We start from the raw sequence: 20,398 nt of genomic DNA, 5'->3' as shown, positions 1-20,398 counted from the left end.
CCGCTACTGGTTCACGAGGAGCAAGAAGCGCAGGCTGATTAGAAGCCGCCCACGAGCACGGCCAGGGCCACGCCGACGATGGCGCCAAGGATGAAGGCGGTGGTCGTGCGAGCCCGCTGGCGTTGGCTCCGGCTCGGGGGAAATTCGATCTCGTACAGCTCCCGGGCGCTCATGTCGGCGAGGAGCAAGCCATCGGCGTCATAGACCGCGGCGTACTCACGCAGCTGCCGACGGGTCGCGGTGGTCTTGGGGTTGGGCGCGGATTTTCCGGTCTTGACCTCGACCACGTAGGTCCGCCACCAGCGCGAGACCAAAAGATCGGCCCGGACCTCGTAGTCGAGCCGCTCGCCGTCGACGAAGATGTGCTGTCGTCGACGAACTTGCTCGTCGAGGATCCGAAAGCCCCGCTTCTTCAGCAGCTCCTCTGCCGCGATCTCGCCCGCGCGCGCCCGGCGAAAGCGCCGACGCATCCGGGCCCGCCGCCAGGCACGTCTGACCCACAGCGAGACCAGCGCGCCGAGCAGCAGGCCGAGGACCAGGTAGGGCACGGGCACGGGCCCATCATACCGACGTCGACGAGGAGGTCGAACGCTCGCCCGGAGTCGCGATCACTTCAATACCGGATCTGAACCCCGAGGCTCGGGTAGATCGGCAGCCCGACCCGGGCCCACATCAAGGTGCAGCCGAGCCAGCCGTCGACCACGCCGGGCGCGCGGGGATCAGGCTCCAGCCACCGAGCACCAGCGGCGTCGACAACCACGCCCCAGCCCGAGCACGCAGGTCTGATCCATCGTGTAGAGCTCGAGCTCGTCGCAGCGAAGGTCGAACACCGGATGGTCGAGATCGATGACCGTGCTGGGCCAGTAGACGCAAGGGCCCCGGCCGCACTGCACCCGACGCGGTTCAGAGCCGATCAGGTAGATGGCCGCTCATGACCAGTGAAATCATTGCGTTAGCTGATACCGTTGGCGCAAGTCCTGCGCTCGCGGGTGCGGCGTCGGCTGGTCATAGTCCCCCCATGTCCGGCCCCCTCCAGCTGACCCTCGGGCTCGATCTCCGACCTCAGACCACCGGCGCGATCCAGTACGCGCTGTGGCTGTGCAAGGCCGCCAATTTGCAGCCCTCGGGGCACGTCCAGGCCGTCCACGTCGTCGAGCCCGCCGCGATCGTCGAGCTGATCCGCCACGCCGACGAGCCGACGATCCTCGGCGCGTTCAAGCGGCGCGGCAAGGAGATCTGCGACGAGGTCGCCCGTGGTGCCCACCTCCACGCGCCCGAGGTGTTCGGCGGCGACGTGGTCGAGATCCTCGAGGATCGCGCCCGCGACCACGGGGCCACGGCGCTGATCGTCAGCCGCCGCGCGAGCACCAAGGCGGGCGTGGCCTTTCCGCGGCTGGGCTCGGTCGCGCGTCGGCTGCTGCGGCGGCTGAAGCTGCCGATCCTCATCGTGCCTCCGGATCTCTTGCCCTCGACCGTCGGCGAGGGGCCCGTGGTCGTCGCGGTCGACTTCAGCGAGAGCTCCGAGCGCGCGCTCGCCTGGGCCCGGACGATCGCAGACACGATCGGGCGCAAGCTGAGGCTGGTCCACGTCGCCGACATGCCCGATCAGCTCGGCTACGCGGGCTTGCTGCAGAGCGAGCGCTGGGAGCAGCTGGCCAACGAGATCGTCGATCGCGGGCGCGAGCGCATGGCCGAGTTCATCAAAGACCAGGGCCTCGTCGACGTCGAGAGCACCGTCGTGCGTGGATCGGTGCTGCCGATGCTGGCCGACTTCGCGCAGACCTCGAAGGCCTGCCTGGTGGTCACGGGCTCGGGCCACCATGGCCTGCTCCACCGCGTGATCGTGCCCTCGGTCGCGTCGGAGACGGCGGCGATGTCAACGGTCGCGGTCGCGGTCGTGCCCTGACGAGCTCACTCGTGGGCTTCGCCGGGGCAGCCCCACTGGCGCGTCCGCGCGCCGGGCCAGCCCTCGAACACGCTGCGCAGCTCGTGGACGCGATCGTGTCCGAGCTCGTCGTCGAGGAGCTCGGCGAAGCGATCGCCCGCGCTGAAGCGGAGGCGGTTGTAGCGGTTCCATGGCGACAGGGCCTCGGGCTCGGCCGGGGGCTCGCGCAGGCCCGCGCGCTCCTCGGCGACGTCGCGCTGGAGTGAGTCGTCGCCGCGGCCACGCCCGCGGCCGACGACCCGGGTCAGCTGGCGACGGATCTGGGCGAGCGAGAGCTCGTCGATGTCGGCGCTGCTCGGATCGATCTCGCGCAGGAGCTCGCCGTAGTAGGCTTGCTCCTGGTCGGCGAAGGCCTGGAGGGCGCGGTCCCAGGCCTCGCGCTCCGCGGGCTCGAGGCCGAGATCTTCGGCCTCCTGCTCGGCGAGGCGCTTGGGGTAGTCCATGCGGATGTCGCAGTGGCGGGCCATGGCCTCGAGCTCGGCCTGGCTGAGGCCGTAGTAGGACATCTCGCCGGTCACGTTGCGCTCGGCGAGGAGCTCGTTTTGGGCCTCGAGCAGCGCGACCCGATCCTCGAGGGCGAGGGCCTGGGTCTCGGCGCCGCGGGTCGAAGGGTGGGGGCGGGCGCCCGCGGTCGAGGGGCGCTGGGGTTTCGGCGAGCGCGGGTCGTCATCGGCAGCGCTCGCGCACTCGCAGGGGGCGGGTTCGCGCTCGATGAAGTCGAGCTCGTAGGCCATGACCACGCCGACGGTCAACAGACCGCCGAGCATCGCTGGTAGCCAGCGCGTCCATCCCGATTCGGAGCTGCCCGCCATCGCCGAGAGTCTACTACTTTCGTGTTTTGGCCCCGCGATGTAACACTGCGCCCATGCGATACATGAACCTGATCCTGGCTTCGACCCTGGTGTGTCTCCCAACTCTGACTGGCTGCGGTGATGATGCCGCCGAAGCGGGCGAGGGCGAGAGCGAGAGCGGGAGCGAGAGCGGAACGGGCGACGAGTCCGGCACCGGCAACGAGGGGATGGAGGGCGAAGGCGGCGACGGGGACGGGGATCCGGGCGACGGCGACGGCGACGGCGACACGGGCGACGGTGACACGGGCGACGGTGACGGCGATACGGGCGACGGAGACGGTGACACCGGAGACGGCGACGGCGACACGGGCGACGGCGACGGAGACGGGGACGGCGACGGCATGGTCTGCGTCCCCGCCGACGACACGGCCTGCGCCCAGTGCACGGCCGACAGCTGCTGCGACGAGGTCATGGCCTGCCAGGCCGAGGAGGACTGCGCTTGCTTCACGGAGTGCCTCGACGAGGGCAACGAGGGCCCGACCTGCGCGATGATGTGCGGCGTCAACAACCCGATGATGGTCGCGGGCTTCGTCGAGCTGCGCATGTGCGTGGCCAACAGCTGCATGATGGACTGCGGCGACAACGGCATGCCCTGAGCCGCCTGCAGCTGCCGATCAAGCGGGTCGAGTGAAGCGCGCGCGCGCGTCCTCGACCCGCGCTCGCGCGGCGCAACCCTCGAGGTGATCGTTGACCAGCCCCATGGCCTGCATGAACGCGTAGGCCGTGGTCGGCCCGAAGAAGCGGAAGCCCCGGCGCTTGAGATCCTTGGCCATCGCCGTGGACTCGGGCGTGTGGCTGAGCTTCGTCAGCGCAGCCTTGGTCACGCGCTTGGGCCGCGCGCTCGCGGGTGGCTCCCAGCGCCAGAAGTAGGCCGCGAGCGAGCCGAACTCCTGCTGGAGCGCGACCGCCTGCTTGGCGTTGTGGAGCGTGGCCTCGATCTTGCCGCGGTGGCGGACGATGCCGGGGTCGGCGAGCAGCTTCTCGACCCGGCTGCTCGCCCGCCAGCGGGCGATCTTCTCGAATTCGAAGTCCGCGAACGCGCGGCGGAAGTTGTCGCGCTTGCGCAGGATCGTCAGCCAGCTGAGCCCGGACTGGAAGCCCTCGAGGCACAGCTTCTCGAACAGGCGGTGGTCGTCGGCGACCGGCAGGCCCCACTCCTCGTCGTGGTAGCGGCGGTAGTCGGGGTGCTGCCCACACCACGAGCAGCGGACCTCGCCCTCGTCGCGGATCAAACCCGGACTCAGCCTGGTCATGAGCGGCACCCGGTCCCCGCCAGCGACAGCGCCGAGATCGTGGCGACGAGGGGGATGAGCAGGCGGCGCACGCCGCCAGGGTAGGGGCTGGGGCCGGAGCTGTCAGGTATGCTGCGGTCCGATCTTGCAAACCGCCGAGTCGTGCGCGAAACCACCACCGACCTCCCGACGATGCCCATCGCCGACGAATTCCGCCGCCTGTGGCAGGGCGTGCGCCTGTTCGCCCTGATCAGCTGGTTTCACTGGTTCAAGATCGTCGGCAACATCATCGATCGGCGCGAGGGCGTCATCGAGCAGCACATCGCGCGGCTGATGTGCAGGCGGATCCTCGCCGTCCTCGACATGAAGGTCACCGTCGAGGGCCACGAGCACGCCAAGGCGATCGAGCACTACGCGGTCGCCAGCAACCACCTGAGCTACCTCGACTGGGTCCTGATCCTGGCCGAATTCCCCAATTCGGTCAGCTTCATCGCCAAGCGCGCGGTCACCTTGATGCCGGTGTTCGGCTCGTACCTGCGCAACCGCGGGGTGTTGATCGATCGGCGCAAGGGCCAGACCGCGCGCTCGGTCATCCGTGACGCGGCCGGGGTCAGCCCCTGGCCCCTGCTGATCTTCCCCGAGGGCACGCGCAGCCCCGACGGCCACCTCCAGCCCTTTCGCCGGGCGGGCATTCGGATCCTCGCCGACGCCGGGCTCAAGCTCCTGCCGATCGTGCTGCTGGGCACCTACGAGGCCCTGAGCAAGGAGGCGCGCTGCATCCGCACGGGCCGCCGGCTCCACATGATCATCCTGCCGGCGATCGACCCGAAGGAGCTCGGCTCTGCCGAGGCCTGCGCGGAGCTCGAGCGCGTGATCAACGAGACCTACACCGCTCGTCGAGCCGAATTCGAGTGACCTGAGAGCGGCCGCACACCGACAGGCTCGACGCCCCGCGAGCTTCGGGTACCGTCCGCCCAATGTCCGAGCAACCCAAGCCGCTCGAGCTCGTGACCGTCGCGCCGCCGCCCGTCGAGCAGCGCGTGCGGCGAGACGCTCACTTTGCTCTCCCGGGTGAGAAGCGCACGCGCTACTCCCTGCCGACCGCGCTCGATTCGGGCTCGCCCGTCGGCTACCGGGCGCGCGTCGGCCTGACCGCCGCCGAAGGTCGCGAGGCGCTCCAGCTGCTGTCCTTGCAGGCGCCGTCGGGCTTCGGCCCCGTCGAGCCGCTGCCCGAGGCCGAGCTGTTCGAGGAGACCGCGCTCGGCCTGCTCAGCTCGCGCCAGTCGACCAACTACCGGGGCCAGCGCCAGGTCAGCTTCGGGCCCGACGACAGCGCGACGATCGCCGGCATCCTGCGCAGCATGACCGGGGTCGACGGTCCGGGCGAGGGCCCGGTCCTCGATCACGCCAGCTACACCCACGTGATCTTGTCGCGGCCCTATCGGACGCCCTTCACGCTGCTGCTGACCTTCGTCGGCCACAAGCCGATCCGCAGCTTGATGAGCGTGCCGGTCCGTGCGGTCCGCAAGCGCCTCCTGCACGAGAACGACATCCCCACGATCGGCTACCTCCAGCAGCTCCACCTCGGGATCTTGGCCGACACGATGGAGCGGGCGGTGATCATCGCCTCGCAGGGTCGGCGGCGCGCGCAGATCTTCCAGGCGCCCTTTTGTGGCCGCGCTCGCGGTCGCAACGCGGGGGCGATCGCCCGGCTCGAGCGGATGTGCAAGCTCGGTGTCGAAGATCGCAGCGTCGGCTGGCAGGTCGCGATGGTCGTTCAGGTCGGCGCCGCGCTCGACGAGGAGCGCGTCGTGTTCGAGTCTCCGGGCCTGTGGCGCAAGCTCGGCGCGACCTTGTTGGCGTTCCGCAGCGAGCGCATCCAGCCCGGGGTCAACAACGAGGCCAAGGCGCCGCCGCAGTACCACACCCGCCAAGACATGGACGTGCCCGAGGCCTTCACCATCCAGGCCGGGCGCGCCGCCTACAACGCGTTCGCGCGCTGGACCGGCTTCGACCGCGAGCGGGCCAAGGACCTGCTCCTGCTCGATCGCGTCGACGTGCTCACGGCCGGGGGCAAGGAGCGCCTGCGCAAGATCCGGGACAAGCTCGGGACGATCACCGACCGCGTCGTCGCGGAGATCCCGAAGTGGGCCGACGTGCCCCTGGCCAAGGCCCTGTCACGCAACGCCGAGCGCGGGCGCAAGGCCTTCGCGCTGGCCGGACAGCGCATCTACATCGCCGGGCTCTCGGCCCCGGAGGTCGAGGCCGCGGGGCTCGACTGGGATCTCGCGGTCCGGGCGGTCGGCGCCGCGGCGTGCCGTGGGGCGCTCTACGCCGAGCTCATGGGCGTGGTCGAGATGCCCGAGGACTGTGACCTCCTCGCGGGCATCTGCATGATGGCGGGGCCGGTCAACCAAGACGACATCGGCAAGACCCACTTCGGGATGCCGGACTTGCTGGCCGACAACGCGGGCTTCGCCCGGCGCGATCCGACCTCGCTGCTGGTCTGGACCCTCAAGGCCAAGACGATCGCCGACCCGATCGGCAACGAGGAGCAGCTGCTCAACGCCGCGCGCAAGGGCGCGCTCGTCGATCTGCGTCCCGCCCCCCACGAGGTCGTCAGCGTCGCGTCCGGCGGTCGCCTCCAGCCGATGCGCGCACGCGCCGGTAAACACAACCGTGAGCGCGCGTTCGCGGACGTGGAGAACTTCGTGCGTGACGCCGAGGGCATCGAGATCCCCGGCAACCGCGGCGAGCCGTGGCCCGAGGATTGGCGCGCCGAGCTGGTTTGGGGCTGCTAGCAGCCCGTCTAGAAGCCCTCGGCTTCGTCGACGCCCGTGGTCACGAGCTCGGCGATGTGGCCGAGGAGCTCGGCCGAGATCGGCTGGGTGAACTCGAGGCCGGTCATGCCCGGGAGCACCGTCGACGTCCACCGGACCGAGGCCGCCACGCTCACGGTCCCGTGACCCGGCAGCTCGATGTCGAGCTCGATGTGGTCTCCGGCGCAGAGCGCAGGATCGACGTCGATCGAGGCCATGGCGCCGCGTTCGCTGAGGTTCTCTGTCTGTCCGCGACCCTCGACCCCCGCGTGTCGCACGATCAGCCGATAGTGCACGGCGACTCTCAGCCGCGTCCGTTGATCAGCCACCCGATCAGTCTACGCGTCGCCTGCGAGTGCCCACAGTTTTGGGAAATTTCGTCCGCGCGACCGCGGGATCTCGCGCGTCGTGCTTGCTTTCGGACACGATCGATCGTCGACGATCGGGCCGTGATCGCACCGCGATCGCGGCCTCGAGGAGCTCGTCGAGGCGGCCCCAAGCCTGGCCTGCCCCTGGCCTGCCGAGATCCCGACCCATCGAAAAGCGAGGCGATCACAACACCTTAGGAGGGACCCGGCCCGTGGGCCGAAGGCCCGAGAGGCCATGCGCGCACCGCACGGACCCGCGTGTGCGTGTAGTGCGCCGATCCTCGAGCCGATCGCGCGGACAGCGAAACTTGATCCAATAGCGTTCGCGGCCGCTTGACGGCTCAGCTGAACGAGTGTTAGGTCAACTCACCCGTTCAGTGCAGGCGAGATTTTCCGTTCGATGCTAGAGCACCAATCAGGCTTTCCCCGCGCACGGACCCTCCTTCCAGAAACGCCGGATCCTCCTTCAATTTCAGGTGTTTCTGCGTGCGCGGGGAAGCCTGATCTATCTGCGCGGCCGAACCTCGAAGGTTCGGCCGCGCGCTTGTTGGCGTCGATCACGGAGCTCGACGAGGTCGAGCTGGTCACCGTTCGTCGGACGGCGGCGCGAGCCGGGGTCATGGGCGAGTGGCCCGCGTGGGTCGACGCGCGGGTGCGTGACTGCTTCGCGACGATCGGTGTCGATCGCCCCTACGCGCACCAACAGCGGGGGCTCGACGCGCTCCACGCTGGCCGCGATCTGGTCCTCGCAACCGCGACCGCGTCGGGCAAGTCGCTGTGCTACCAGGCCCCGGTTGTTCAGGCCGCGCTCGAGGATCCCGGCGCGCGCGCGCTGTTCTTGTTTCCAACCAAGGCGCTCGCGCGCGACCAGATCGAAGCGATGCGCGCCCTCGTCGGTCCCGAGACGCCGCTGCGCGAGTGCGTCGGCGCGGGCACCTACGACGGCGACACGCCGCCCGATCAACGCCGCGCAGCCCGTGCGCGCGCTCACGTAATTGCGACGAACCCCGACATGCTGCATCGGGCCGTACTGCCCCACCACGACCGCTGGGCCGCGTTTTTGGCCGGTCTGCGCTACGTCGTCATCGATGAGCTGCACAGCTACCGCGGGGTCTTCGGTAGCCATGTCGCCAACGTGCTGCGCCGGCTTTGGCGGGTCTGCGCGTTTCATGGTTCGCGGCCGCAGTTGATCACCTGCTCGGCGACGATCGCCAACCCGCGCGAGCTCGCGGAGTCGCTGTCGGCTCGGCGGGACTTCGAGGTCATCGAGCACAGCTCGGCGCCGGTCGGCCCGCGGACCTTCGTGGTCGTCAACCCCAAGGTCGTCGATCCGCTCACCGGGGTACGCCGTGACTACCTCAAGTGCACGCGGGCGGTCCTCGCTCGGCTGCGCGCCGCCGACGTGACCACGCTGGCCTTTTGTCGCACGCGCAAGGCGGTCGAGCTGCTCACCCGCTACCTGCGCGAGGACGAGGCCGGGGTCGCTGAGCGCGGGCGCTCGCCGCTCGCGACCGGCTCTGCGGCCAGCTCGAGCCCCGTGAAGGGTCCGGTCCCGCGTCCTTCACCGCTCGGGGGGCGCGCGGTTGGGCCATGGGCGCGCATGCAGCAGTCCAGCTCGCGCGATCAGTTCCAGCGCCCGCCAGAGCTCGCCGGGCCCGTCGATCCAGGCGCGGTCGACCGCGCACGTCGCAGCATTCGGGGCTACCGAGGCGGCTACCTGCCCGAGCATCGGCGCGAGATCGAGGCCGCGCTGCGCCGCGGAGAGGCCAAGGTCGTCGCGTCAACCAACGCGCTCGAGCTCGGCATGGACATCGGGGGGCTCGACGCGGTCGTGCTCGCTGGCTATCCCGGCACCCGCGCGGCCACGTGGCAGCGCGCAGGGCGTGCGGGGCGTCGGCTCGAGTCGGCGCTCACGGTCATGATCCTGTCCTCGCGTCCCCTGGATCAGTTCGTCGCGGCGGCGCCCGAGTTCTTGTTCTCGGAGCCCCCCGAGCACGCGCGGGTCGACGCGCTCAACCCCGAGATCCTCGTCCCTCACCTGCGCTGCGCCGCCTACGAGCTGCCCTTCGCCTGTGCGAGCAGCTCGAGCGCTCCCGCCGGCGCCGACGCGCGCGACGAGCAGGCGTGGTGGTCGAGCTGGGGGGAGCTCGACCACACCGAGCTGTGCGGGGCGCTCGACTACCTGGCCGAGCGCGGCGCGCTGCTGCGCGAAGACGACGCCAGCCTCACGGGACCCGGAGGTGCGCGCTACTACGCGATCGGCTCGGCCTACCCGGCGGACAGCGTCGATCTGCGCGGCTCGATCGAAGAGAACTTCACCGTCGTCGAAGACCTCCCCGGTCGCGCCGAGCACGGTCGGATCCTCGCCGAGGTCGACTTCGAAGACGGCCCGCTGTACCTGCACCCAGGCGCGATCTACCCGCTCGAGGGCAAGACCTACGAGGTCCGGCGACTCGACTGGGACGAGCGCAAGGCCTACGTGCGCGAGGCCGCGGTCAGCTACTACACCGAGGCCGTCTGCAAGCTGCGGGTCCGGATGCTCGAGGGGCGCGAGGGCGTGTCGACCTCGGAGCCGAGCCCGCAGCCCAGCCCCGAGCCCGGCCTCGAGCCCAGCCGAGATCCCCGGGCTGTACCCTCGGGCACCGGCTACGCCCACGTCGTCCGGGCCGTGCCGGGCTTCAAGAAGCTCCGCTTTCGGACCCACGAGAACGTCGGCTTCGGCCCGATCAAGCTGCCCAACCTCGAGCTCCACACGGTCGCGGCCTACTGGGGCTTCCCCGACTGCCTCCTGGCCTGGCTCGGCGATCCCTACCGCCGCAGCAACGCCGCGCTCGCCGCAGCCCACGCGATCCACCACGTCGCGGCGATGGTGTTGATGTGCGAAGTCGGAGATCTGCGCCACGCCGTCGCCTCAGGTCCGCCCGGGCCCGAGGGCGTGGCCGCGTGGGCGCCCGTCGGCTCTGGCAAGCCGTCGGCCGAGGCCTCGCTGATCGCAGGGGGCCGCCCGACGGTCTACCTCTACGACGACCTGCCCGGCGGCGCGGGCCTGGCCACCCGCGCGCACTCGCTGGGCCGCCCCTTCTTCGAGCAGGTGCTCGCGGTCGTGCGCGGCTGTGGCTGCGCCCACGGCTGTCCAACCTGCATCGGCACCGAGCTCGCGCTCGACCCGCTGGGCTCGGTTGGGGGCGCGCAGCTGTTGGATCCGTCGGGGGTCGTGGCCGAGGCCAGCGGGACCGAGCTCGATCCCCAGGCCGTCGCCCGACGCCACGCGCGGGCCGACCTCATCGCCACCATCGAGGCCCTGATCGATGGCTGCGTGGCATGAACGTACTTCAGCGTCTCGCCCATGCCCGCGCGCTCGAGCGGCTCGAGCCCGGGCAGCAGCGCTCGTCCCCGGGGCCTGTCCCGAGTGTCCCGGGTGTCCCGAGTGACTCAGCTGGGCCGGCGACCCCAGCGAGCTCGGCCGGGGCCGACGCGCCCTTCGACTGGCGCGAGCTCAGCGTGTCCCTCCAGCCCGCAGCCAACCGCCCGCGTGGCTTTGGCGAGCGGCGCAGTCAACGTCCGCCCTCGCTCGGCGGCTGCCTCGATCGGCTCGAGCTGCCTGGCGCCTCGGAGCTGGCGCGCGACCTCGTCTGTCTTGGCGCCGCCCAGGGGTCGCGAGCCGTGTTCATCGACACCGAGACCACCGGCCTCGGCAGCGCCTCGGTGCCCTTCGTCGTCGGCGTCGCGTGGCACGAGGGCGCGAGCTTGCGCGTGGGCCAGTGGACGCTCTCGCGGCTCGGAGGCGAGGCCGAGCTGCTCGCAGACCTGCTCGCCAAGCTGCGCACGCTCGGCGCCGATCCGCTCGTCAGCTTCAACGGGGCGAGCTTCGATCTGCCCCTCCTTCGACTTCGGGCCCGGCGCTACGGGCTGTGTGACCGGATCCTCGACGTCGACCACGTCGATCTGCTCCACCCCGCGCGCAGGATGCAGCGCGGGCGCAGCCAGGACTGCAGGCTCTCGACCCTCGAGCGTGATCTGCTCGCGCTGTGTCGTCGCGGTGACATCGACTCGGCCGAGATCCCCGCGGTGTTCTGGGCGTGGCTGCGGGCGCCCGCAGATCTCCGGGCGCAGCGTCGGCTGCGGGCGGTGTGCGAGCACAACCTGGTCGACCTGGTCACCCTCCCGGCGCTCGCGGCTCGGCTCGCCCACGATATCCGCGAGCCCGGCGACCTCGACCGGGCGCGGCGCTCGGTCCGCCACCTGATCAAGTTCGGGGCCGAAGATCAGGCGCGGATGCTGCTCGCCCGCTGGGTCGAAGCCGGGCTCGAGGCCGGGCTCACAGGTGGGCTCGAAGCTGGGCTCACAGGTGGGCTCACAGGTGGGCTCACAGCTGGGCCCGATCCCGGTCGGGATCCTCGCTGGCGGGAGGCCGCGCTCGAGCTCGCGCAGCTCGAGCGTCGCGCGGGCGCCCGCGAGCGCGCCGCGACCCTGTGGCAGGCCGCCTGGCGCGGGGACCCGGGCTGTCCCGCGGCCAGCGAGGCGTGGGCCAAGCACCTCGAGCATCACGCGGGGAACTTCGGCGAGGCGCTGCGCGTGGCCCGAGCCTCGCGGCTGCCTTGCCCGCGGCGGATCGCGCGACTCGAGCGGCGCCTGTCTCGCCAGCGTTCCTCGGCTGCAACGCTCTCCGCCGCCTCACCCGAGTCACTCCCGATCCGTGACCCGGCGCCGCCGCGCTCCCCCCAGGCTCGCGGGGAAGCCTCCGAGGCTCGCGGCGAGGCCCCGCAGGCTCGCGGCGGAGCCTCCGAGGCTCGCGGGGAGGCCCCGCAGGCTCGCGGGGAAGCCTCCGAGGCTCGCGGGGAGGCCCCGCAGGCTCGCAGCGGAGCCTCTCAGGCTCGCGGCGGGCCCGTTCAGCTTCGCGGCGAAGCCTCCGAGGCTCGCGGGGAGGCCCCGCAGCTTCGCGGGGAAGCCTCCGAGGCTCGCGGGGAGGCCCCGCAGGCTCGCGGCGGAGCCTCCCAGGCTCGCGGCGAGCCCGCTCAGCTTCGGGGCGAAGCCTCCGAGGCTCGCGGCGAGCCCGCTCAGCTTCGCGAGGAAGCCTCCCAGGCTCGCGGGGAGGCCCCGCAGCTTCGCGGCGAAGCCTCGCAGGCTCGCAGCGACCCCGCTCAGCTTTGCTCGGGACGACTTCAGGCTCGCGGGGAGGCCCCTGCGGCTCGCGGCGGCCTGCCTCCGGCTCGCGGCGAAGCCCCTGCGGCTCACTGCGGCCTGACTGAGGCTCGGGGCGAAGCCCCTGCGGCTCGCGGCGGCCTGCCTCCGGCCCGCGGGGAGGCCCCTGCGGCTCGCGGCGGCCTGCCTGAGGCCCGCGGCGAAGCCCCTCAGGCTCGCCCGGGGCGACCTCAGGCTCGGAGCGAACCCCCTGAGGTCGTTCGGAGCGCCTCCTTTCAGGCCCGCGGCGAAGCCCCTCAGGCTCGCCCGGGGCGACCTCAGGCTCGGAGCGAACCCCCTGAGGTCGTTCGGGCCGCGGCCCCTCAGCCTCGCTCCGAACGACCTCAGCCTCGCCCCGAAGCGGCGCCGCGTGCCGCGTTGGGGGTCCCGCGCCCGGAGCTGCTGAGCGTGGTCGAGGACGACTCGGGCGCCCGCCGTCGCTACCGGTTGCTTCGCTGACAACCGTGGTACCGTCGCGCACCGGTGACCCAGCTACCCCGCACGGCGCGGCCGCTCGTCGTCATGCTCGCCCTGGCGATGAGCGCCCCGGGTTGCACCGGGCTCACGCCGCAGCTGCACCCGACGGACATCGAGGCCCTCGAGCAGCTCGAGGATCGCGAGGAGCGGGATCAGGCCTACATCGACAACGCGATCGTCCGAAAGGAGGACGCTCGCGGCGTTCGCTACACCAAGGGCAGTCAGCTGGGGGCGCGCCCGCGCAACTGGCAGTCCCTGGATCTGATCCTGAGGTCAGATCGCAACTCGGCCGCGGCCCTGCCCGAGAAGAAAATCCGCGCGGCGCGGGTGCTCACGGGCTTCTTGCTCGCGAGCTCGGTCGTGCTGCTCGGCGGCATCGCCTCGTCGGCCCGCGAGGGCCTCGACCTCGAGAAACCAACGGGAACCAGCGCGGCGCTGCTCGGTGGCGGCCTCGGCATGCTCGCGTTCGGGATCGCCTCCGGGGTCGTGTGGGGCCAGGCCCGAGCGGGCTACGAGGGCGCCGTCGACATCTACAACGACAGCCTCGCCCTGCGTCTGGGCATCAGCGACGCCAACGGCGAGTACCGTCCGCCGTCGGGGGTGCTCGTCGACGAGGAAGGCTTCATCATCCTCGACCAAAAAGAGCTCGCGGTCCCGCAGCTGCGGCCGCAGCCGCCGCCTCCGGTCCAACCGGAGCCCGCGCCGATCGAGCCGATGCCCCTCGCGCCCGACGCGGAGCCGGAGGCGGGGCCCGAGCCAGTCGAGCCGGAGACCGCGCCAGAGATTTCGCCCTCGGGCCCGGTGACGGGCAGCCTGGTCGGGCCCGCGCGCGGTCGCGGGGTCCACAGCCCAACTTGACCTGGGCCGATGCTGCGTAATCATGGCCCGGCCCATGAGCGAAGCGCGACCCAGCCACGATCCCCGCAGCCTCGTACGAGCGAGGCGAGTCGTGCTCATGTTGGGCTTGCTCGGCGGCTGCGCTGACGCCGCGGGTCCCGAGCAGCCGATGTCCGGTCGCCAGACCTACGAGCGCCAGTGCGCCCGCTGTCACGGCGACGACGGGCGCCCGACGAAGGCCGCGCCGACCGCCCGCGACCTGACCAACCGCAGCTACATCGAGAGCCTCGGCGACCGGGGGATCCGCGAGGCGATCATGCAGGGCCGCCCGGTGATGGTCGGCCCCGAACAAAAGACGATGCCGGCCTTCGGCAATCAGTTCTCGGACGCCGAGCTCAAGGTCCTGGTCGGCTACGTGCGCAGCCTGTCCAATTCCGAGCTCGGCCCCGACGAGCTGACCCCCGACGCCGTGCGCGAGCGTGCGGGGGAGTGAGCGCCGACCACGGTCAAGACGCCGGGGGCGTCGAGCTGCGCTGGCCCGGCAAGTACGTCGACGGTCAGCGGGCGCCGCTCGTGGATCACGGCGTCGAGCTGGTCGAGCGCGAGCGCCTCGGCGACGCGGACCAGCAGCAGATCCCGCCCAACCAGCTGATCCGGGCCGACAACCTGCTCGCGCTCGAGGCCCTGGTCCGGGCCCGGCCGGGCAGCGTCGACCTCGTCTACATCGATCCGCCCTTCGCCACCGGCAACCGCTTCGCGCTGCTGCGGCGGGTCGGTGACAAGCGCGAGGGCAGCGAGGCCGAGCTGCGGCTGCCGGCCTTCGACGACGCCTGGGACGGCGGGCTCGCCGGCTTCCTGCGCATGCTCGACCCGCGCCTGCGGCTGATCCACCAGCTGCTCGCGCCGACCGGGAGCCTCTACGTTCACGTCGATCCGACCGTCGGCCACGCGGTCAAGCTGGTCCTCGACGAGGTCTTTGGCCCGGGCTGCTTTCAGCGCGAGATCGTCTGGCGCATCGGCTGGGTCTCGGGCTTCAAGACCCGCGCGCGCAACTGGATCCGCAACCACGACCTGATCTTCTTCTACACAAAGGACCCCCAGCGCTTCACCTTCAACAAGAGCTGGGTGCCGCACCCGAAGGGCTACGAGCGGCGTGAGGGCCGGGCCGCGAAGGCCCCGGGGGTCGCGATGGAGGACGTGTGGAACGCGGGCCAGAGCGAGCTCGAGCTCAGCGGGCGGGCCTCGCTCGACTCGATCCAGATCAAGAGCTTCTCGCGCGAGAAGACCGGCTGGGCGACCCAGAAGAACGAGTCCTTGCTGCGCCGGATCATCGCGGCCTCGAGCGCGCCCGGGGACGTCGTCGCCGATCTCTTCGCGGGCTCGGGCACGACGGCGGTCGTGGCCAACGAGCTCGGCCGGGCCTTCGTCGTCTGTGACCACGCCGACGCCGCGGTGCAGATCGCCCGCAACCGCCTGGTCGAGGCCGGGGCCGCGTTCGAGCTGCTCGAGGCTGACGGGCGCGAGCGCGAGCTGAAGCTCGCGGCGATCGCTAGCGAGCACGGTGAGCCCGCGCTCGAGGTGCTGCGGCGGTGGATGCTCGCGCAGCTCGGGGCCGAGCAGGGCGCGGGCAGCGGGCCGCTCGCGGGCCGGCGCGGGGACGTCGGGCTGGCCCTGGGGATGCCGGGCCAGCCGGTCACCCGCGCGACGATCGAGGCCTCGCTCGACGCAGCCCGCGGCCAGAAATTGCGCGCGGTCGAGCTGCTCGCCTTCGACTGGGCGGACGAGGACGGCGCGCAGCTCGAGCCCGCGGCGCCCGGTGACGGCCCGGAGCTGATCCCGATCCAGGTTGGGCGCGGTCTGTTCGAGCCCAGCGTGCGCGAGACCGCGTGGATCGACGGCGGCGTCGCAGCGTGGGAGCGGCCCGAGCTGATCCTCGAGGTCGACGAGCTCGACGGCGATCGCCTGCGGGTCGAGCTCGTCGATCTGCGCCTGCGCGCGCCCGAGCGCCTGCCCGAGGCGCTGCGCGGGCGCGGGTTCATGGAGCGCTTGCTCGGGTGGTCGGTCGCCGACGCCGCGACCCCGACGCGACCGTGCTTCGTGAGCGCCGGGGTCGGGGCCCGCGCGGGGGCCCGCGAGGGGCTGTCGCTGGTCGCCGAGCTCCCCCGCTGCGCCGCGTTGGTCGTCGCCTGGGAGGACGTCCTCGGCCACCGCCACGCGCGCCGGGTCGAGCTCGACGCGGGCTGACCGAGCTCAGCCCGGGGCGTGCTCGGGGATCGGCCAGCGCTGCTCGCCGATCTGAAGCTGGGGACGCTCGTCGCCCTCGTCCCCCACGAACCACGCCGAGAGGTCGAGCGCCGCGGTGTTGGTCAGGCGGACCGCGAGCGGGCGAGCGCTGGTCCGGGCCGGGACCGTGCAGCGCAGCCCCGCGCTGGGCTCTTCCCACAGGGTCTCGGGCCGCAGCGGCAGGCGGCGGCCGTCGTCGAGGATCAGCTGCGGCAGCTGCTCGCCCTCGCCGGGCCTGTCGACCCTCAGCGCGCGCAGCGGTAGATCGGCGAGCTCGAGGTAGACCCACTTGCCGTCGATCCCGAGCGTGACCTCGCCGTCCTCGGTCGCGTCGAGGCTGGCGCGGAACAGCGCGATGATCCTCGGGTGGGTGATCGGGTCGCCCTCGAAGCTGAAATTGCCCTGACGGTCCATGCGGAGCGGAAAGCCACGGCGGAGCTTGTCGAGGGTGCGCGGATCGAGCCGCGCGAGCCCGGCGTCGTGGACTTCGCTGAGCGGGGTCATCGCACCGAGCATATGCCGCGTTGCGGCCAGCGCAATGGTCGGTGTGCTATTCACCGCGCCCGTGAGCCTCGTCGTCTTCGAGAAGGTATCGCTCGGCTTCGGCAACAAGAGCATCGTCAACGAGCTCGACCTGCGCGTGGGCGAGGGCGAGCGCATCGGCCTGATCGGCCCCAACGGCTCGGGCAAGTCGACGCTGCTCAAGCTGCTGTCGGGCGAGGCCAAGCCCGACGCCGGGCGCATCACCACCGCGCGCGGGCTCGAGATCGGGTGGTTGCCCCAGGACATCGTCCTCGGCGGCGGTCGCTCGCTGATCGACTTCGTGCTCGCGAGCGTGCCCGGGCGCGAGCAGCTCGGTGAGCACATCACGCAGACCGAGCGGGATCTGGCCCGGGTCCAGGCCGAGGTCGAGGCCGGCGCGCGCCCGCTCGACGACCCCGAGCTCATGGATCTGGCCACGCGGATCGCCGATCTCCACGAGCGCCAGGCCCACTTCGAGATGCACTACTCGGAGCACGAGGCCCTCCAGATCCTCGCCGGGCTCGGCTTCGCGGCCGACGATCACCGCCGCGACCTCGGCGAGTTCAGCGGCGGCTGGAAGATGCGGGCGGTCCTCGGCTCGCTGCTGTTTCAGCGCCCCGATCTGATGCTGCTCGACGAGCCGACCAACCACCTCGACATGCCCTCGGTCGCGTGGTTCGGCGACTTCTTGCAGCGCTACCGCCGGAGCTTCTTGCTGATCTGCCACGATCGCGAGTTCCTCGACGAGCAGATCGATCGCGTGGTCAGCTTCGAGCCCGAGGGCGTCCGCCAGTACCGGGGCAACTACGTGGCCTATCGGCGCCAGCGCGAGGAAGAGGAGATCATCCTCGAGAACAAGGCCCGCAACGTCGAGCGCGAGCGCGAGAAGGCCGAGCAGTTCATCGATCGCTTCCGCGCCCAGGCCAACAAGGCCCGCGCGGTCCAGAGCCGGGTCAAGCAGCTCGCGAAGCTCGAGCACGTGGCCCTGTTCGAGAAGCGCAAGGTCATGCGCTTCAAGTTCCCGCCCTGCGGGCGGTCCGGGGCCGAGGCCGTGAAGATCCGCGGGCTCAAGAAGGTGTACCCAAAAGGTGGTGAGGGCGGCGGTGAGCACGTGGTCTTTCCGGGCCTCGACCTCAGCGTCGGCCGCGGCGAGAAGATCGGCATCATCGGGGTCAACGGGGCCGGCAAGACCACGCTGCTGCGGATGATCGCCGGCGAGATCGCCCCCGACGGCGGCGAGCTCGAGCTCGGCCACAAGGTCACGCCCGGCTACTACGCCCAGCACCACGCCGAGTCGCTCAACCGCGAGCTCACGGTGTTCGAGGAGGTCGCCCAGCAAGATCCCCACGCCGGTCAGACCCGGGTGCGCACGATCCTCGGCGCGTTCTTGTACTCCGGCGACGACGTCGACAAGAAGGTCGCGGTGCTCTCGGGCGGCGAGCGGGCTCGGGTCGCCCTGGCCAAGCTGTTGATCAAGCCCGGCAACCTGCTGTTGATGGACGAGCCGACCAACCACCTCGACCTCGAGTCGAGCGAGAGCCTGGCCGAGTCGCTGCGGACCTACGACGGCACCTTGATGTTCGTCAGCCACAACCGCAGCTTCGTGCGCACGCTCGCGACCAAGATCTGGAACGTCCACGACGGGACTGTGGACATCTACCCCGGGACCCTCGACGAGTACCTCGCGAGCGCGAGCGAGCGCGGCCAGGAGCTCGGCGCCGTGGCCGACGGCAAGGCCGGGCCGAGCCGGCAGCCGCAGTCTGCCGGGCGCGCCGCGAAGGCGGCCGAGGCCAAGCCGAGCGAGGCCGGCGGGTCGAGCAAGCGAGATCGGGGGCGCGAGCGCGAGCGCAAGCGGCAAGAGGCGCAGGATCGGGCCCGGCGCTCGAAGCGGCTCAAGCCCCTGCAGCGCAAGGTCGCCGAGCTCGAGGCTCGGATCGGTGAGCTCGAGGACGGCCAGAAGCAGCGCTCGGTCGAGCTCGCGGATCCGGCCGTCTACGGCGACGAGGCCCGGCGCAGCGCGCTGCTCGACGACTACCAGGCCGCGGCCGCGAAGCTCGAGGAGCTGAGCGAGCGCTGGGAGCTGACGACGATGGAGCTCGAAGAGCAGCTCGAAGAGCTCGGCGCAGGCTGACGCGGTCGACGGCGGGTCAGCGCTGCGCGCAGCCCTGCGCGAAGGGATCGGCCGCGCGCATGCGCCAGGCGAGGATCAGCGGCACGATCGTGTACGGCACGTTGATCAGCACGACCATCGCGAGGTCGGCCCGTTCGCCCTCGACCGCGAACTCGTAGCCGAAGTAGACCAGCGTCGAGTAGACGATCGCGGACACGTAGAGCAGCGCCGGAACCCGGATCCACCCGCGCTCGCGCCACAGCGCCCAGATCAGGACCAGGTAGAAGGGCCCGAACACGAAGCCGTCGATGCCGCACATGATCCGCAGCCACATCGGCGTGTCGAGAAAGAGCGGATCCCAGCGGGTGTACAGCAGCCACGCGCGGCCGAAGGGATCCGTCGCGCTGCGCAGATCCACGTCGAACACGATGTACATCTCCATGACCAGCGAGGTGAACGCGAACACCGCGAACCACGCGATCAGGATCAGGTCGAGCCGGCGATGGCGCAGCGGTGGCACCTAGGCAGCGTCCTCGCTGTTGAGCTCGCAGCGGCGGAGCTCAGCCTTCGACCTTGCTCTCGAGGCGCGCGGCTTGCTTCTTCGCGCTCTTGGCGTGCTGCCCGTCGGGCTCGACCTCGAGGTACTTGCGGTAGGCCTCGAGCGCCCGCGGGAAGTTCTCGTTGGCCTGCTCCACGGTCGCGACGGTGATCCAACAAAAGGACTGGTTGGGATCGGCGCCCACGCAGGTGTTGGCGGTGGTCAAGGCGTCCTCGAGTTTGCCCTTCTCGAGCTGGGTCTGGGCCAGGAGCGCGAGGGCGCGGCCTTCGGCGGGGATCTTGGCCAGGACCTCGTCGATGATCACGCGCGCGTCATCGTACTTTTGGCGGTTCACCAGGCTGGTCGCCTCGGTGATCTTCGCTTCGAGCTCGGCCGGGTCGATGGCCGGGGGCTCGGGCGCGGGCTCGGGCTCGGGCTCGGGCTCGGGCTGCGTCTCGGGCTCGGGCGTGGGCTCGGGCTCGGGCTCGGCGACCTCGCCCTCGGTGTCCGCGGCGTCGGCCTGCTCGGCGTCGCTGGGCCCGAGCAGCTGGTCGCGGAACGCGAAGGCCAGGACCAGGACCAGGCCTCCGGCGACGGCGGCGATCGGGACCCACGGCAGCTTGCGGGGCGGGCTGACCGGGAGCGAGCCCATGCTCGTGCTGAGGTCGCTCGCGGACAGGTCGGACAGGCTGTCGTCGTCGTCGAAGTCGTCGTCGTCGTCGTCGTCGTCGAAGTCGTCGTCGAAGTCGTCGTCGTCGAAGTCGTCGTCGTCGAAGTCGTCGTCGTCTCGAGGCGGGGTGGCCCTCGGGCGTGCGGGCGCGTCGGCGGCCCGCGCGGGCGCGTCGTCGGCCCGCTCGGGCGCGTCGTCGGCCCGCTCGGGCGCGTCGTCGGCCCGCTCGGGCTCGGCGGCGGGAGCTTTGGGTCGTCGTTTGCGGTGGCGGCCCGATTGAGCGGCGGCGTGGATCTCGGGCAGATCGGGCTCGGCCGGCTCGTCGTCAAAATCGCCGTCGTCGAACTCGTCGCCGAACCCACCGTCGACGAACTCGTCTTCGGAGAGCTGCGGGAAGGCGGGGTCGGTCTGCTGCGGCCGTGAGATCGGCGCGGACGGCTCATCGGCTTCGGCCGGGGACGCCGAGGGGCTCCACGCGGGGGCCGGGTTGGCGGGCGGTGGCGCCCAGGCTCCCGCCGCAGCCCAGGCCTGGGCGGCGGCGGCGGCCTGGGCGGCGGGCGCCCAC

18 protein-coding genes are annotated in these 20,398 nt (G+C 71.4%); 10 read left to right on the top strand and 8 right to left on the bottom strand.

Annotated features, from left to right (window positions below; all coding sequences use genetic code 11):
* Positions 1 to 38: 38 nt before the first annotated feature.
* Entirely contained in the window at positions 39 to 554 is a 516-nt protein-coding gene (locus ENSA5_RS12570; RefSeq protein ID WP_106391884.1) for a PD-(D/E)XK nuclease family protein, read from the bottom strand.
* A gap of 59 nt (positions 555 to 613) precedes the next feature.
* A complete protein-coding gene (locus ENSA5_RS37575) occupies positions 614 to 760 on the bottom strand; it encodes a hypothetical protein (protein ID WP_181197699.1) in 147 nt (48 codons plus the stop codon).
* A gap of 258 nt (positions 761 to 1,018) precedes the next feature.
* On the opposite strand from ENSA5_RS37575, the gene ENSA5_RS12565 reads away from it, so the two are divergent.
* Positions 1,019 to 1,906, top strand: coding sequence for a universal stress protein (locus ENSA5_RS12565; protein ID WP_181197698.1), 888 nt, complete (start codon positions 1,019 to 1,021; stop codon positions 1,904 to 1,906).
* A 5-nt stretch (positions 1,907 to 1,911) separates the two neighbouring features.
* Here ENSA5_RS12565 and ENSA5_RS12560 read toward each other — a convergent pair whose 3' ends face one another.
* Complete coding sequence (locus tag ENSA5_RS12560; RefSeq protein WP_106391882.1) at positions 1,912 to 2,712, bottom strand: hypothetical protein; 801 nt, start codon at positions 2,710 to 2,712, stop codon at positions 1,912 to 1,914.
* Positions 2,713 to 2,810: 98 nt separating this feature from the next.
* Between ENSA5_RS12560 and ENSA5_RS37570 the strand changes: the two genes are divergently transcribed.
* Positions 2,811 to 3,392: a hypothetical protein gene (locus ENSA5_RS37570; RefSeq protein WP_181197697.1), complete on the top strand. Its 582-nt coding sequence runs from the start codon at positions 2,811 to 2,813 to the stop codon at positions 3,390 to 3,392.
* A gap of 18 nt (positions 3,393 to 3,410) precedes the next feature.
* Here ENSA5_RS37570 and ENSA5_RS12545 read toward each other — a convergent pair whose 3' ends face one another.
* Positions 3,411 to 4,049, bottom strand: coding sequence for a DNA-3-methyladenine glycosylase I (locus ENSA5_RS12545; protein ID WP_106391921.1), 639 nt, complete (start codon positions 4,047 to 4,049; stop codon positions 3,411 to 3,413).
* Between the two features lie 141 nt (positions 4,050 to 4,190).
* On the opposite strand from ENSA5_RS12545, the gene ENSA5_RS12540 reads away from it, so the two are divergent.
* Both ENSA5_RS12540 and ENSA5_RS12535 read left to right on the top strand, forming a co-directional pair.
* A complete protein-coding gene (locus ENSA5_RS12540) occupies positions 4,191 to 4,943 on the top strand; it encodes a lysophospholipid acyltransferase family protein (RefSeq protein WP_181197696.1) in 753 nt (250 codons plus the stop codon).
* A gap of 62 nt (positions 4,944 to 5,005) precedes the next feature.
* Entirely contained in the window at positions 5,006 to 6,829 is a 1,824-nt protein-coding gene (locus ENSA5_RS12535; RefSeq protein ID WP_106391879.1) for a hypothetical protein, read from the top strand.
* A gap of 8 nt (positions 6,830 to 6,837) precedes the next feature.
* Here the strand turns inward: ENSA5_RS12535 and ENSA5_RS12530 are convergent, their stop codons facing one another.
* Complete coding sequence (locus tag ENSA5_RS12530) at positions 6,838 to 7,176, bottom strand: PilZ domain-containing protein (RefSeq protein ID WP_106391878.1); 339 nt, start codon at positions 7,174 to 7,176, stop codon at positions 6,838 to 6,840.
* Between the two features lie 583 nt (positions 7,177 to 7,759).
* On the opposite strand from ENSA5_RS12530, the gene ENSA5_RS12525 reads away from it, so the two are divergent.
* From ENSA5_RS12525 to ENSA5_RS37565, 5 genes are read left to right on the top strand one after another with little or no spacing between them, the layout of a single operon-like run.
* Positions 7,760 to 10,540 (top strand): DEAD/DEAH box helicase, encoded by a 2,781-nt coding sequence (locus ENSA5_RS12525; RefSeq protein WP_181197695.1) that lies wholly within the window; start codon positions 7,760 to 7,762, stop codon positions 10,538 to 10,540.
* Positions 10,537 to 12,855 carry a ribonuclease H-like domain-containing protein gene (locus ENSA5_RS12520; RefSeq protein ID WP_106391876.1) on the top strand — a complete coding sequence of 773 codons (2,319 nt, stop codon included), beginning with the start codon at positions 10,537 to 10,539 and terminating at the stop codon, positions 12,853 to 12,855. Before ENSA5_RS12525 ends, ENSA5_RS12520 begins: the two co-directional genes overlap by 4 nt.
* Positions 12,856 to 12,879: 24 nt before the next feature.
* Entirely contained in the window at positions 12,880 to 13,731 is an 852-nt protein-coding gene (locus ENSA5_RS12515) for a hypothetical protein (RefSeq protein ID WP_106391875.1), read from the top strand.
* A 34-nt stretch (positions 13,732 to 13,765) separates the two neighbouring features.
* Positions 13,766 to 14,203 (top strand): c-type cytochrome, encoded by a 438-nt coding sequence (locus ENSA5_RS12510; protein WP_181197694.1) that lies wholly within the window; start codon positions 13,766 to 13,768, stop codon positions 14,201 to 14,203.
* Positions 14,200 to 15,954: a DNA methyltransferase gene (locus ENSA5_RS37565; RefSeq protein ID WP_181197693.1), complete on the top strand. Its 1,755-nt coding sequence runs from the start codon at positions 14,200 to 14,202 to the stop codon at positions 15,952 to 15,954. Before ENSA5_RS12510 ends, ENSA5_RS37565 begins: the two co-directional genes overlap by 4 nt.
* Before the next feature lie 6 nt (positions 15,955 to 15,960).
* On the opposite strand, the gene ENSA5_RS12500 is transcribed toward ENSA5_RS37565, so the two are convergent.
* Entirely contained in the window at positions 15,961 to 16,497 is a 537-nt protein-coding gene (locus tag ENSA5_RS12500; protein WP_146155618.1) for a hypothetical protein, read from the bottom strand.
* A gap of 61 nt (positions 16,498 to 16,558) precedes the next feature.
* Here ENSA5_RS12500 and ENSA5_RS12495 point away from each other — a divergent pair, with 61 nt between their 5' ends.
* On the top strand, positions 16,559 to 18,646 hold the full coding sequence (locus ENSA5_RS12495; RefSeq protein ID WP_106391920.1) for an ABC-F family ATP-binding cassette domain-containing protein: 2,088 nt from the start codon (positions 16,559 to 16,561) through the stop codon (positions 18,644 to 18,646).
* A 16-nt stretch (positions 18,647 to 18,662) separates the two neighbouring features.
* Here ENSA5_RS12495 and ENSA5_RS12490 read toward each other — a convergent pair whose 3' ends face one another.
* Positions 18,663 to 19,145 (bottom strand): EXPERA domain-containing protein, encoded by a 483-nt coding sequence (locus ENSA5_RS12490; RefSeq protein WP_106391872.1) that lies wholly within the window; start codon positions 19,143 to 19,145, stop codon positions 18,663 to 18,665.
* A gap of 40 nt (positions 19,146 to 19,185) precedes the next feature.
* On the bottom strand, positions 19,186 to 20,398 hold a 1,213-nt coding region (locus ENSA5_RS35875; RefSeq protein ID WP_146155617.1), incomplete at its 5' end, for a tetratricopeptide repeat protein.

The sequence above is a fragment of the Enhygromyxa salina genome, assembly GCF_002994615.1.
GTDB classification, from domain to species: domain Bacteria; phylum Myxococcota_A; class Polyangia; order Nannocystales; family Nannocystaceae; genus Plesiocystis; species Plesiocystis salina_A.
Note: the sequence above shows the minus strand (reverse complement) of the source record. Positions and strands in the feature narration are given on the sequence as shown.

Excerpts from the sequence above, each read along its gene's own strand:
- ENSA5_RS12565 (WP_181197698.1), top strand. The coding sequence starts at position 1,019 with ATGTCCGGCCCCCTCCAGCTGACCCTCGGGCTCGATCTCCGACCTCAG.
- ENSA5_RS12560 (WP_106391882.1), bottom strand. The coding sequence starts at position 2,712 with ATGCTCGGCGGTCTGTTGACCGTCGGCGTGGTCATGGCCTACGAGCTC.
- ENSA5_RS37570 (WP_181197697.1), top strand. The coding sequence starts at position 2,811 with ATGCGATACATGAACCTGATCCTGGCTTCGACCCTGGTGTGTCTCCCA.
- ENSA5_RS12545 (WP_106391921.1), bottom strand. The coding sequence starts at position 4,049 with ATGACCAGGCTGAGTCCGGGTTTGATCCGCGACGAGGGCGAGGTCCGC.
- ENSA5_RS12535 (WP_106391879.1), top strand. The coding sequence starts at position 5,006 with ATGTCCGAGCAACCCAAGCCGCTCGAGCTCGTGACCGTCGCGCCGCCG.
- ENSA5_RS12520 (WP_106391876.1), top strand. The coding sequence starts at position 10,537 with ATGAACGTACTTCAGCGTCTCGCCCATGCCCGCGCGCTCGAGCGGCTC.
- ENSA5_RS12510 (WP_181197694.1), top strand. The coding sequence starts at position 13,766 with ATGAGCGAAGCGCGACCCAGCCACGATCCCCGCAGCCTCGTACGAGCG.
- ENSA5_RS12500 (WP_146155618.1), bottom strand. The coding sequence starts at position 16,497 with ATGACCCCGCTCAGCGAAGTCCACGACGCCGGGCTCGCGCGGCTCGAT.